Source organism: Croceitalea sp. W27, assembly GCF_055693185.1.
This window is the reverse complement of sequence record NZ_CM146327.1, coordinates 114,458-128,103: the sequence shown is the minus strand read 5'-3', so window position 1 is coordinate 128,103 and position 13,646 is coordinate 114,458. Positions and strand designations below refer to the sequence as shown.

Genomic DNA, 13,646 nt, shown 5'->3' with positions numbered 1-13,646 from the left:
GTCATTAACTACATTCAATCGTATCTTTGAATATTAAATATACGTAAATGCTTTCCCTTAAAGACGTCGACTCAAAGCAAAATATTATCATAAAGGGTGCCAAACTCCATAACCTCAAGAATATAGATGTTGTTATCCCCCGAAATAAACTTGTGGTCATTACCGGATTATCAGGTTCGGGCAAGTCAAGCCTTGCTTTTGACACCTTATATGCAGAAGGTCAAAGGCGTTATGTAGAGAGTCTTTCGTCATATGCACGCCAGTTTTTGGGCAAACTGGATAAACCTAAAGTAGACTATATAAAAGGTATAGCACCCGCAATTGCCATTGAGCAAAAGGTGAACTCTACCAATCCGCGTTCTACGGTAGGCACGACTACCGAAGTATACGACTATTTAAAACTGCTCTTTGCCAGAATCGGCAAGACCATTTCGCCTATCTCAGGTAAGGAAGTCAAAAAAGATGTGGTGACCGATGTGGTGAACCATGTGAAAACGTTTGAGGAAGGAACAAAGCTTTTACTACTTGCACCTATACATATAAAGGAAGATAGGGATAGTTTAAAGTCCTTAGCATTATTTTCCAAACAGGGCTATGCCCGTATAAAATATAAGGGAGAGGTATTACGCATAGACGAAGTTCCCGAAGATATAGGTAAAGACTTTGACCTGGTCGTAGATCGAATTGTAGTCAAAGATGATGAAGACTTTTTAAATAGATTGGGCAATGCCGTGGACAATGCATTTTTTGAAGGTAAAGGAAGATGTGCAATTGAAGTTCTAGAAACTGGAAAACAAATTGTTTTTAGTAATCAGTTTGAGCTCGATGATATGAAGTTCTTAGAACCCAATGTACATCTGTTTAGTTTTAACAACCCCTACGGAGCTTGCCCGCGATGTGAAGGCTATGGAGACGTTATTGGTATCGATGCCGACTTGGTTGTGCCCAACACCGCCTTATCGGTTTATGAGGAAGCTGTTTTTCCGTGGCGTGGTGAAAGTATGGGCTGGTACCGAGAACAATTGGTGAATTCTGCCTACAAGTTCGATTTTCCGATTCATAAGCCTTGGTTTGAATTGTCTGAGGAGCAAAAACAGTTGGTCTGGGATGGTAATGACCATTTTATTGGTATTCATAAATTCTTTGAACAGCTTGAAGAAAAAAGTTATAAAATACAGAATCGCGTTATGCTTTCTCGCTACCGCGGAAAAACCAAGTGTTCCGTTTGTAAAGGGAAAAGACTTCGAAAAGAGGCCGACTATGTAAAAATCAATGGAAAGTCTATCTCCGACATTATTGAACTGCCCATAAAAGATTTGGTCGTTTTCTTTGAAGAACTGCAACTATCGGAACACGATCAGACCATTGCAAAGCGGTTATTAAAAGAAATCAATACCAGACTTGATTTTCTTTCTAAAGTAGGTTTGAGTTATTTGACCCTAAACCGAAAATCGAATTCCCTTTCAGGAGGTGAGAGTCAGCGTATTAACCTAGCAACTTCGTTAGGGAGTAGTTTGGTAGGCTCTATGTATATTTTAGATGAACCAAGTATTGGTTTGCACCCAAAAGACACCGAGAATCTTATTGAAGTTTTAAAATCCCTTCGTGATTTAGGCAATACGGTAATTGTGGTAGAACATGATGAAGATATCATGAAAGCTGCCGATGAAGTTATCGATATTGGCCCAGAAGCTGGAACTTTAGGTGGTGAGGTAGTTGCAACTGGTGCTATGGCCGCCATTTTAAAATCGGATTCCCTAACTGCGCAGTATTTAAACGGTACCAAGGAAATTGAAGTGCCTAAAGAAAGACGTAATTCTCCAAATTACATACAAATTAAAGGTGCACGTGAGAACAATCTTAAAAACATCAATGTCACTTTTCCGCTAAACATGTTAACTGTAGTTACTGGGGTTTCTGGTAGTGGTAAAAGTACTTTGGTAAAAAAGATTTTATACCCTTCTATCTTAAAAGAAACGGGTGGCTATGGCGAAAAAGCAGGGCAGTTTACTAAAATAGAAGGAAAATATACCCAGTTAAAACATGTAGAATTTGTAGACCAAAACCCTATTGGGCGTTCTTCGCGTTCTAACCCAGTTACCTATATAAAAGCCTATGATGATATAAGAGCGCTTTTTGCCTCTCAAAAATTAAGCAAGCTGCGTGGGTACCAAGCAAAACACTTTTCATTTAATGTAGATGGTGGAAGATGCGAAAAATGTAAAGGTGAAGGTGAAATTACGGTAGAAATGCAGTTTATGGCAGATGTACATTTAGAATGTGATGTATGCGAGGGAAAACGCTTTAAAAAAGAAGTGTTAGAAGTTAAGTTTGAAGGTAAAAGCATCAATGACATTCTAATGCTCACCATTGATGACGCAATAGAACATTTTAAAACCTTTAAACAAGATAAAATAATAAAGAAGTTACAACCACTACAAGATGTAGGTTTGGGTTATGTTACTTTGGGGCAAAGCTCTTCTACCCTATCTGGAGGTGAGGCACAACGGATAAAACTTGCCTCCTTTTTGGTAAAAGGAAATACCAAAGAAAAAGCCCTTTTTATTTTTGATGAACCCACTACCGGTCTCCATTTTCATGATATAAAAAAGCTTTTAAAATCTTTTGATGCCTTAATAGACAAAGGCCATTCCGTAATTGTAATAGAGCATAATATAGAACTCATTAAATGTGCTGACTATATTATTGACCTTGGCCCCGAAGGTGGTGCTAATGGTGGTAATTTATTGGCAGAAGGCACACCCGAAGAAGTTATACAAAACAAGGCTTCATTTACAGCTAAGTATTTAGCTGAGAAATTATAGTAAAATATGGTTTCGTTATCGGTTTAGAGCTAAGCCAGCGTTTTAATGTAGCTTAGGTGATGTTATATCATGTTAGTCTAATATTTCTTGAGTCAATATAATTCTACGGATACTCCTTTTATCATCAAATGGTACGATGTCGTCTTCAGATTTAATTTCTTCAAATTCCAAGGTCGGTTGTTTTGAAGTGTTTATTAAATCAACATAAGTTCCATAATCTAGAGTATAGATATTATACCTGACTCCTGGGGTGTCCTTATCCGAATACCCCTTTTTTACTAGGTGTATAACGCGAGCATCGAACAACATTTGAATGATAGGGTGTCTTTCAAGTTCTCTTGACACAAGGAATGACCTGGCTCTTTTATTTCCAATAACCTCATCAATTATTAATCGAATTTTATTGTGCAATAAATCGTTTAGGTTTTTAGATTTATCATTTTCAAACCATTGTCTTCCAGCTTCGATGATTGTTTTTTTGTCAATATTCGTAAGACCTTTCCTTTGCGCATCAAAAAAGGCAATATTAAAAATATTTATAAAATCACGAATTACTCCCTCGGACGCTCTTACTAACTCGTTGAAGGCTGGTTTTCCAGAAAAAGATCCCTGTATAAATTGGTTGACAGTATTTAGTTTCAACTTGTCTTCAAGATAATTTTCTGGTAGCTCAGATTTAATATGCTTATGAAGAACATCGGCAAATGTGCTTGTAATTTCTTCTGGATTTCGGTCAAAGACATAATACTCATCTATGTCCAAATTGGAGCTAATATCGCTGCCAAGTTCAAGACCAATATAGTTGTGCTTATCACGAGGAATAGTAAAATTTGATCGATATTCCAGTGCACCAATTTTCAAAGTAACCATTGGTGCTGGAATAAATGACTTTTTTATGAACTCTGCTAAATATGGTTGTATATCAAAAGGTATTGCAGACCACTCATCAATTATAACAATCAATTCTGTTTCGGCATATTCAAGTACTTTCTTTAGATGGTAATTTAAGTCAGGAAAAACGATTTTTTCATATTCTTCCAAATCAAACTCTACAGTATTTTGTTTGGATGTCCCATAATTACCTCCAGTACCTTGGGAATAACTAGCATCTTTTACACCTATACTAAATCCAGAATTATTTATTACTCCTTCATCTGTTTTGTCAATAGCTACTACCTTTTTGGAACTTTGAATTTCAGATATACTCGAAGTTGATAAATCGGTAAGAGCCTCTAGTGCTAGGTCTGAATTTGAATTTGGATTATGTGCAATATGATTTAGCAAACCATCATAAATTTCGTCTAAAATGTCTTTAAATAATGATGAGCAACGATGCGATAGGCTTAGTTTCGTGTCAGAAAATTGTGGAGAACTTCCAAGTACTCTACAATCTATATAAATTACTGTTTTGTTTAGGTCAGCATCGAACTGATTTTCATAATACTTCAAAATGTGGGTTTTCCCAGTTCCTCTGCGACCAAATAAAATTTGATTGTTATTGTTCATGAGTTGAGGTAAGATTCCAACTTCGACATACGAACTTATCAGTTTATTAATATCTCTTTGCCTTTCTGCTCGTTGAGAGATGCTGGAAACAGCTTGAATTACTTTAATATCTTTTATCATAGTCTATATACTGTAACGCATAGCTGAATAAAGTTTTAATACTTCGACAAGTTTAGAAAAGGTTCCATTTAGCGCATGATAACGAAGTTCGTAGAAAATTCAGACAAAATCTAACGTAAAACCTGTATAGTTCTAAATAGTTTTTAACAGGTAGATTACTCACTTTCTCCTTCGAGACCACTTCAACGGGCCTGCCCGTTCCGCTCAGGCGGGCTCAGTGTGGCATTGAAACTAGTTTACACTTCTATCTTGACTGCGCTTCGACAGAGCCTGTGCTGAGCCTAGTCGAAGTGCTCAGCGTGACAGCTCGAAATGACCAAAACACTGCCCTAAGTCATTTCGAAATGAGAAGCAAAGCTTTGATTGAAAAATCTATAATGTGTACCTATAAATTTCTAATTATCACTTTGCATTTCTGCTATCAACCTAATTATTTCTTTAGTAATAATATCTGCATTCTCTTTTTTTGTAAAAATAGTTTGATGATTTCCATCAACAAAAAATTGTTTTCCATTCGTTGAAAGCTGGGCAAACTCTTTTTGCGCTGCTATGGTCTCGTTTAAGAACTTATCGGGGTCAATACCATTTTTACGGTAAGCCTCTTTATCAATTGCTATCGCGGTGAAAACTCGAATAGGCAATGTACCAAAATCATCTGTCTTGCCCCCCCGCTCTAGTGCAGAATGGTAGCTTTCAATTTCATTCTTATATGCTCTTGTTCGTTTTCCATTAAGTAAAAAGTCTCTTGTTCTAGCATTAATTTCATCTGGTAATCCGTCTCCAGCCAATAATGGCCCTGAAAAACTTTCAAAAAGTCCTACAATACCTAAATCTGCCAAAAACGAAGCCGTACCCAGTAAAAAAAGTGTAGTCTTAAACCTGAATGATGATTTTTTCGCAGCATTTAACCTTTCTACCTGTTCTGGATGTGTGGCATCTATAAAAACTAGCGCTTCAACTTCATCTGGATATAATTCTGCAAAAACGCGTATATATGGTCCTCCCATAGAATGTCCTGCTAAAATGTAAGGCGGTGATTCTCCCGCCTTTTCCAGTAGTTGGTGCAATTCTCTTGCAATTGTTTCTGCACTGCGTGTTACATCACTTTGTTCACTATATCCATTTCCGGCTCGGTCGTAACGCACAACTCGCAAACTATCTTTTAGTCCTTCACTTAACCAATGATAGTATTCTGTTGAAGAACTCGCTCCACCTTCTATTATAACAGTTGGTTTATCATTTTCTATTCCGGTTGGGTGAATATGCAAATCAATCCCATTCACATTAACGAGCTTTCCCATGGGAGGGTGTGCCTCAGGGCCAAATGCTCTAAACGCTAAGCCTGCCAAAACAATTAAACTTATTAGAATACCTATATATTTAAAGGTCTTTTTTAAAATTTTCTTCAGCATTCAAAATTGTTTTTATTGGTCAAATACATTTTCCAACCGCTAATTTCAAAGAAAAACCTTGATAAAACTAGATTATTTAGAAATAAGTTAAAGCCAAACTTCAGATTACGAAATCTATAGTACTTTTAGTGTAATTAAGAAATGTGATGGACATTGAAATACCAAATTGGATTATCATCGCGGGCGGCATTGGTCAAATTTTAACCGCCTTGGTTTATCCGTATATAAGACATAAAGTATTTGATTGGTATACTGATGTAAAACAGCTAAAACCCTTAAACCAAGAAATTGCTAAAACTTACGGTAGGTATATTCAAGGACTAAACTTCTCGTTTGGGCTTATCGCCATCTTAATCCCTTCAGACCTAAAGAACCAAACCAATCTTGCTTTGGCGCTAACAGGTCTTATCGGTGCTTATTGGGTAGGTAAAGTGGCAACACAAATTGCCTATTACCCCATGTATCAAATTCCGCAAAAACCACTCTTTAAATATGGAGGTTATGGTATGAATCTACTGTTCGTTTTCTTCGCAGTAGTCTATACTTTGCTTTTTATTTACAACTTAAATATCTGATTTTAAAGTAGTTAATTTTTTTGGCACGCTGTTTGGTATTACCTAATCGGAAAGTAAATAGTTGCTTTCAGAATTTAAACCTTATAGTATGAAAAAGTTAGTACTTATTATTGCAGCGGTCTTTTTTGGTACAACCATGACCAAAGCTGAAACACTAGAAGATAAGGTTGTTGTTAATGCTTATCGTTATAATAACTCCTTCATCTTCGTAGAAAATGGAGTAACCTTCTCTGTTTATCCAGACGGAGAGTTTGATTTCTACATCGACAATCAAGTAAATGTTGGTGTACGAGGAAGAGTTGGTAATGTCGGCATCACATTCAATTCTGGATTTAATTACAATCCCTTTGTACAGTATGATGACTACGGAGCCATAATTCAAGTAGAAAACGTACCTGTATTTTATGACTACTACGGTCGTGTATCACAAATAGGTGGTGTAGATGTATGGTACAGAAATAATAGGGTTCGTAGAATCGGTGGTCTTAATGTCTTTTACAATGGAGGTGTATTTAGCCACTATACAGGATTCATAAACATTTATAACAGAAACTATGTATACCGTCCGTTTCACAGGTATTTTGCCAGACCGGCCGTTGGGTTCTGTAATGTATGGACAACACCTTATAGAAGATGGTACAACCCAGTTCGTTATACATGGTACAGACCTTATAGAGATAATTTTAGAAGGGCTTATGTAAACAGAGGTAGAGAATACCGATACGACAGGTCTAGAAGAGCTAATATTTACCGTAATGATAATCGCGTAACGGTTAGAGAAAACAGGGGGCGTAGAGGTGATTATGGCAGAAATGACAATAGAATCTCGAAATCTGATAGAAGGTTTGCCGATAACGGACGTAGCTCTAGCAACAGATCTGCGATATCTAGAGGTAAGTCTACAAGACAAGGAGATGTACGAAGAGGAAATGATGTAGTACAACGTTCCAATAGAGGTACAAGCGTAACGAAGCGATCAAATAGAGGTAATAGTGTTACCCAAAGATCGGTAACAAGAACGCCACGTAGTACGTCCATAACAAAAAGGGAAGTTACTAGAACACCTCAAAAGAGAACTGTAAGCAGAAGTACAACAACGTACAGAAAGCCACAGGCTGCGCAGAAGAGAAGTGTTGTAAGCAACAGAAGTACTCAGAAAAGAACGCAAAGTGTTCAAAGAAGTACGCCTCAGAGAAGAACATCGACGGTTAAACGTAGTAGTTCTCCTCAAAGAAAAACAGTAAGTAGAAGTTCTTCTTCAAAAAGAAGTTCAGGTACAAGTTCTAGAAGCAGAAGTTCTAGAATACAATAACAGAATTTGCTCAGCGGAGTTAAAGATGCTTCGACTCCGCTCAGCATTCGAAACACCAACTGTTTTGTTTCTTGCCAAAGCAATTACAAAATAGGGTTAATCGAAGTTTTTAGGTTGGTTAGTTGTTACCCCGTAGTTGGATTTATCCGCTACGGGGTTTTTTATGAGATAGCAAATAAAAGATTTGCGTAATCGAATTAAATCTTGAAAATAATTACAGGTCTTTTGCCTGTTCGAGTGATTTTGAGGAACGAAAAATAATATCGACAACCCGACAAAAGAACTTGACCATTTCTCGTTACATATTTTACGCTTTAGCGTAAAATCCACTCGAAATGACACCGTTTGGTGTTGAGAACATATAACTATGTACGCTTTCTAAAAAGCTTAGAAATGACCCCATTCACATCTTCAGAAATTCTAAGCCGATATACAATGCCTACGTACATCACCACTAGGAGCATAGATTTAAGGATGATATTTAAGATTGGATGAAACGAAAAATACAAATAACTGAACAAGGTGCCCAATACGGCTAAGGTGGCGAAAACTTTACCCGTTGCAATTGTAAACGGTTGAATTTCAAATTTCACGTGCACGTACCAGAGCTTTAAAAGATTAAAAAGACAAATAGCGATAAAGCTTGCCAGAGCAGCACCTTCTAGACCTAATTTGGGAATCAACCATAAGTTTAAAAGAATGGTCAAAACAGCAAGACATACCCCAAACAACAACACGGTTTTATAGTATTTTGAATTGTATAAAATGGCGTTGTTATTACCCAATAACGAATCAAAAACTTTGGCCAAACCAATAAGCAAAACAATATAAAATCCACCTCGGTATGCTTCTGGCAATAATTTATTCAGTTCCTCCAAATTCAAAATAATCAAAAGAAAGAGTATCCCTGAAGCGATGAAAAGCGTTAAAGACGTTTTTTGATATAACTTCTTTAATTCTGAAAAATTAGCCGTATTCAACAGTTCAGCGGTAAGCGGATACGTAATATTGTGCATCGCCCGGGAAGGAACAATAATAACGGTTGCAATAAAAACCGCTACACTGTAATAGGCAACATTTTCAATCTCAATAAATTGATTGATCATTACTTTGTCTATTTCCAATAGAATTAGCGCAGCAGAACCACCAAGAATTATCAATACGCTATAACCCAGTATTTGTCTAGTTTCTTTTGGAAAATTAAAGTCTAGTTTTAAAGTTCTTAAACTATAGGCATAAAATTTAATGATCAAAGTTCTTATAAGGTAAACCCCGACTAGGGCCATTAAAAAGAAGTCAAGTGAAATAATTTCGAAATAATAAAGCCCTAACAAAATCATGATACAGAGCCGCGCGAATACTTCTTTCAAAAAATTACCGAATACCGATTTCAGATGTACTTTACACCAAGCGTAGAACACTTCAAAATAAGCTAGGGCAAAACCTACCAAAAAAATATGCCAAACATAGTTCTTTACGATTGAGTTTTTTTGTGCTAAAAATTCACCGATCTCATTATAAAAAAACCAAGTAGTAAATGCTATCGGAATTAGGGTAATCAAAGGACTCAGCAGCATCATGGTCAGAAAAGCGTCTTTCTCCTCTTCTTTTTGATTGCTGTAGTACTTAACCATAGTATTATGGACTCCGAATGCCAGCAAAGGCATCAAAATTGCACCCGTAGCGAGAATTACACCTACTAAACCATAGTATTCATCAGGTAGTATTTTGGTATATAAAAAGAGGATGTTGATTGCACCAATAGCAAAGCCGATATAAGTTATGGTGGTATTCTTAAGCGACTGTTTTAAGACGATTCCCATCTAATAAAATTGGCGAATTGGCGGGTTAATTCTTTTCTACTATATTTTTCAATTCCTTTCGGATTAAGCTGTAATTTTCCGTTTTGATATAGCTCAAACCATTCTAAAAGTACATTTTTTAAGGCGGACTCATCATTTGAAACCAAACCTACCCCAGAATCTGTCTCTTTTATAATTTCAGCAGCTTCCCATCCTTCCGGACCAATAGCGAGTATTGGCCTTTTAGCATTTAAATATTCAAAGAGTTTACCCGGTAGAATTCCACGTGTTTCAGCTGAATCGATTTCCAATAATAACAATACTTGTGATTTGGGCTGAAGTTCTAAAACCTCAGTATGAGCCAAGTAACCTAATTCGTCCACAAAAGACGCTAAGCCATGTTGTTTTAACGAAGCAAAGACTTCTTTGCCAACTACCCCAACCAATCGAACTTCAAGTGCTTCCTTAAAAGCCTCATTCTCTTTGGTCAATTCACCTAAAACCTTCCAAAGTATTTCAGGGTTTCTATCCGTTAGCAACGAACCAATGTGTGCAATACTGAACTTTTTATCCAATTCAGTTTTGACCACGGCACCATCGTAGCCATTGGTGATAACTTGAATAGGTTTATTGGTTAGTTTTTCAAATTCTTTTTTAGTGTTATTGCTTGTAACCACAATTTTATCTGCCGTACTCAAAACAAGCTTTTCCAATTCTTTGTGTTTCTGACGTGAAGATTTTGTCAATTTTAGCTTCTTATGATAGCCAATAGAGGTCCAAGGATCACGAAAATCAGTAATCCAAGTAATACTTTTTTGCTGTTTTAAACCCAACCCAATTAAATGGATACTGTGTGGAGGCCCAGTAGTAATGACCGTTTTAATGTCCTCTTTTTCGATAAAATCGGACAGAAACTTTATTGATGGTTTTACCCAATATTTTCTGGCGTCGGGTATGAAAAGATTCCCCCTGATCCATAAAAATGTCTTTTCTAAAAACGATTGCTTTTTGTGTTTTTGAATGATACCCGAGCTGATGCGTTGCGTTTTCTTTTTTGAAAATATGGCAGCAAGTTTGTAAGGCTCAAAAATGGGTTGTTTCAGTATTATGATTCCTTCGGGAATTTCAGCTTCTAAAGAAGAATCGTTTATGGGATAATTCGGGTTCTCTGGAACATAAATTATAGGTTCAATATCAAAGTCTCGCAGATATTTTACAAATTTCAACCAACGCTGTACCCCTGGCCCACCAGCCGGAGGCCAATAATATGCTATGATGAGAATTTTTTGCATTATTCCTTCGCTTTACGCTTAGGTTTCCAAACGGTGAATACCAATCCAATTAAAATTACAAGGGCTAGTACAATATTACTTCCTAGTGCCACTTGACTTCCTATTTTAACCACCTCTGGGTTGAATTGAAAAACAATAGTATGTTCACCTGCAGGAACTTTCATCCCCCTTAGGACATAATTGACTTTAATATGTTCTGCTTCTCTACCATCTATTGTGGCAATCCATCCTTTAGGGTAATGCATTTCAGAAAACACAACGAACCCCTCATTCGTATTGGAAGTCTTGTATTCTAAATAATTTGGTCTGTAGTCCACCAATTTTGTTGTAGCCAGGGAATCCACCTCATAAGACAATTTTGTAATTCTTGGGTAGCTTCTTGTGTTGACTATTGCAGTCGTTTTTGAATTTAGTCCTTTTAAACCTTGAATTTCTTCATCGGCATTGTTGACTGGTTCAATTTTTTGGACAAACCAAGCATTGCCATTTCTATCATCATTGACCGCAGGAAAGCTTCTTCCCTCATCGTCTTGCTGAATAATATATTTTACGTTCAGCATATTCAGTACCTCTACATTATTATCATAAAGGTGATACTCAAATAAATCTTCTAGTTTACCCGGTTTGGCCGCATGATAACCGCCAAGAGACTGATGAAAATAAGACGTTCTAGCTCCGTTCACCCCTTCTTGTGGATCAAAAACCCTGAATATTTCTTTATCCTGACGAATGGCATTGTCAAGATCAGAAGCCTGAAAAGGTCTTTCGACAACTCTTGCCCTTACAAAGTCATCTTTATTCACATACCGAAGATTTACCCCGACCAAATCAAACAAAATAAGGGCACCTAAAGCAATAACTACTGCGTTCTTTTTTAGTTTCTCCCTCAAAAATAAAAAGAGGACACCAGCAGTAAGTAACGCATAGATTAAAGAACGTATCGTATCACTAACATAAACAGCTTCTCTATCCCGCTCTATCATGGCCATTAAATCTTCGGGGAAACCTCTTTGTACCATGCTGGCATCTCTAAAGCTTTCAAAATCAAAGAACCCTTTCATTACGAAAATTAAGACAAGTATTCCACCAGTTATGATGCCCGAAAGTTTTAAGGCATTCATTTTTGCCTTCTTTTTTACCGAAGATTTAAACAGCTCCCTCAAACCTAGAATTCCTAAAATAGGAACGCACAATTCAAGTACAATCTGAATTGAAGAGACCGCTCGAAATTTATTATACAGCGGAAAATAATCTATCATAAAATTGGTGAGCGTTGGAAAGTTTTTCCCCCAAGATAAAAACAGGGACAAGATGGTGCCTCCTACAAGCCACAAAACAAACTTTCGCTTTACCAAGAATACGCCCAAAAGAAACAAGAAAAATAGCACGACCCCGATATAAGCCGGGGCGGAAGTACCTGGTTGGTCACCCCAATACAAGGGCAAATCTTTTGAAAACTCTATTGCACGTGTGGGTGGCAGACCTTGCCCAATTAAGAACTCATAAGCTTTAGAATCCTTCCCTAAATCCTCATGATTAGAACCTCCGAACATTCGAGGCACCAACAAATCCAATGATTCCGTTATTCCATAGCTGTAATGGGTAATATAGTCTCTATCCAGGCCATCTTTGATTTCTTTTGCCGAACCATCAGGATTAATGGTAAGTTCCGATTTTCCGCGGGTACTCCAATCCGCATATTCTTTCGTGGCCATCAAAGAGGTTGCATTGGTGGCTATTCCCAATATTACCGCTAAAATTAAAATGCCAACAGAAGTAAAAAAGTGTTTTAGCTGTTTGTCCTTAATTGCGTAAATCAAATACACCAAGCCCAGTATTAACACCAACAGCATAAAATAATAGGTCATTTGGTAGTGATTGGCACTTATTTCCAAGGCCATGGCAATAGCCGTTAAAATAAATCCGAGCAGGTATTTTTTTCTAAAAACAAGCGTAATTCCCCCTAAAACCATGGGCAAATAAGCCAAGGCATGTGCTTTTGCATTATGCCCTACACCTAAAATGATAATAAGATAGGTAGAGAAACCAAAAGCCAGCGCGCCGAGTACTGCAAGGCGATATTCCACTTTCATACAAAGCATAAGAATATAAAAGCCGATAAAATAAAGAAACAGATAGTCTGCCGGGCGTGGTAAAAACCTGATTAAACGATCTAGCTTTTTTACATAGTCATGGGGATAGTTTGCCCCTAATTGATAGGTTGGCATACCACCAAATGCGCTATTGGTCCAATACGACTCAATGCCTGTATTCGCCTTAAAGTTATTACGCTCTTTGGCCATACCCTTGTACTGGGCAATATCTGACTGAAAGATAGCCTTGCCCTGTAAGACCGGATTAAAGTATGCCAGTGCCGTAATTATAAAAAGTGCAATGACAATTAAATTGGTAAAGATTGCTTTAGCGGAAAGCTTCATAGAATGCTGTTGAGTAACCAAAGATCACTCAATTTCTTCAAAATCTATATATTCTCCAACTTTTTTTGACGGATTAGATTTTGGCCTGCTTTTTTTATGGCCAGGAGTCTGTGCTTTTTGTTGCGATTTTGTATGGGTATCGAAATTACCGAATTGTTGTCCAAAACGTTCTTCCGTCTTTTTGACCGCATAGTTAAGAAACTTCGGCGTTAACCACTTTAAAAGTAATTTAACCCCGTAGTATACTAAGATTAGTATTAAAATCGTTTGTAGTAAAACCATATTACTGTTGCTATTGATTCAAAATTACATTGTAAGTATCTCAAACCCACAAAAAGTTTCATAAAATAGTATTAAAATCGGT

Annotated in this window: 9 protein-coding genes; 3 read left to right on the top strand and 6 right to left on the bottom strand. The window is 37.0% G+C overall.

The features are described from left to right. The first annotated feature begins 47 nt into the window (after positions 1-47). Entirely contained in the window at positions 48-2,825 is a 2,778-nt protein-coding gene (gene uvrA / locus ACZ1GR_RS00580) for an excinuclease ABC subunit UvrA (protein ID WP_472610338.1), read from the top strand. 72 nt (positions 2,826-2,897) lie between these two features. On the opposite strand, the gene ACZ1GR_RS00575 is transcribed toward uvrA, so the two are convergent. Together ACZ1GR_RS00575 and ACZ1GR_RS00570 are read right to left on the bottom strand one after the other, a co-directional pair. Then, entirely contained in the window at positions 2,898-4,451 is a 1,554-nt protein-coding gene (locus ACZ1GR_RS00575) for an ATP-binding protein (RefSeq protein ID WP_472610337.1), read from the bottom strand. 395 nt (positions 4,452-4,846) lie between these two features. Further along, positions 4,847-5,863, bottom strand: a complete 1,017-nt coding sequence (locus tag ACZ1GR_RS00570) for an alpha/beta fold hydrolase (protein WP_472610336.1) — start codon at positions 5,861-5,863, stop codon at positions 4,847-4,849. 146 nt (positions 5,864-6,009) lie between these two features. Here ACZ1GR_RS00570 and ACZ1GR_RS00565 point away from each other — a divergent pair, with 146 nt between their 5' ends. Together ACZ1GR_RS00565 and ACZ1GR_RS00560 are read left to right on the top strand one after the other, a co-directional pair. Beyond that, positions 6,010-6,438, top strand: coding sequence for a hypothetical protein (locus ACZ1GR_RS00565; protein WP_472610335.1), 429 nt, complete (start codon positions 6,010-6,012; stop codon positions 6,436-6,438). Between the two features lie 88 nt (positions 6,439-6,526). Continuing rightward, complete coding sequence (locus ACZ1GR_RS00560) at positions 6,527-7,750, top strand: hypothetical protein (RefSeq protein ID WP_472610334.1); 1,224 nt, start codon at positions 6,527-6,529, stop codon at positions 7,748-7,750. 365 nt (positions 7,751-8,115) lie between these two features. Here ACZ1GR_RS00560 and ACZ1GR_RS00555 read toward each other — a convergent pair whose 3' ends face one another. From ACZ1GR_RS00555 to ACZ1GR_RS00540, 4 genes are read right to left on the bottom strand one after another with little or no spacing between them, the layout of a single operon-like run. Then, entirely contained in the window at positions 8,116-9,573 is a 1,458-nt protein-coding gene (locus ACZ1GR_RS00555; RefSeq protein ID WP_472610333.1) for a lipopolysaccharide biosynthesis protein, read from the bottom strand. Next, entirely contained in the window at positions 9,558-10,844 is a 1,287-nt protein-coding gene (locus ACZ1GR_RS00550; protein ID WP_472610332.1) for a glycosyltransferase family protein, read from the bottom strand. Before ACZ1GR_RS00550 ends, ACZ1GR_RS00555 begins: the two co-directional genes overlap by 16 nt. Then, positions 10,844-13,282, bottom strand: a complete 2,439-nt coding sequence (locus ACZ1GR_RS00545; RefSeq protein ID WP_472610331.1) for a YfhO family protein — start codon at positions 13,280-13,282, stop codon at positions 10,844-10,846. The genes ACZ1GR_RS00550 and ACZ1GR_RS00545 overlap by 1 nt, the downstream gene beginning before the upstream one ends. A 24-nt stretch (positions 13,283-13,306) precedes the next feature. Next, positions 13,307-13,564 (bottom strand): DUF4834 family protein, encoded by a 258-nt coding sequence (locus ACZ1GR_RS00540; RefSeq protein ID WP_472610330.1) that lies wholly within the window; start codon positions 13,562-13,564, stop codon positions 13,307-13,309. Between the last annotated feature and the right edge of the window lie 82 nt (positions 13,565-13,646).

Bases quoted from the DNA above. Each gene is read 5' to 3' on its own strand.
- ACZ1GR_RS00575 (WP_472610337.1), bottom strand. From the start codon at position 4,451: ATGATAAAAGATATTAAAGTAATTCAAGCTGTTTCCAGCATCTCTCAA.
- ACZ1GR_RS00550 (WP_472610332.1), bottom strand. From the start codon at position 10,844: ATGCAAAAAATTCTCATCATAGCATATTATTGGCCTCCGGCTGGTGGG.
- uvrA (WP_472610338.1), top strand. From the start codon at position 48: ATGCTTTCCCTTAAAGACGTCGACTCAAAGCAAAATATTATCATAAAG.
- ACZ1GR_RS00570 (WP_472610336.1), bottom strand. From the start codon at position 5,863: ATGCTGAAGAAAATTTTAAAAAAGACCTTTAAATATATAGGTATTCTA.
- ACZ1GR_RS00555 (WP_472610333.1), bottom strand. From the start codon at position 9,573: ATGGGAATCGTCTTAAAACAGTCGCTTAAGAATACCACCATAACTTAT.
- ACZ1GR_RS00560 (WP_472610334.1), top strand. From the start codon at position 6,527: ATGAAAAAGTTAGTACTTATTATTGCAGCGGTCTTTTTTGGTACAACC.
- ACZ1GR_RS00540 (WP_472610330.1), bottom strand. From the start codon at position 13,564: ATGGTTTTACTACAAACGATTTTAATACTAATCTTAGTATACTACGGG.
- ACZ1GR_RS00565 (WP_472610335.1), top strand. From the start codon at position 6,010: ATGGACATTGAAATACCAAATTGGATTATCATCGCGGGCGGCATTGGT.
- ACZ1GR_RS00545 (WP_472610331.1), bottom strand. From the start codon at position 13,282: ATGAAGCTTTCCGCTAAAGCAATCTTTACCAATTTAATTGTCATTGCA.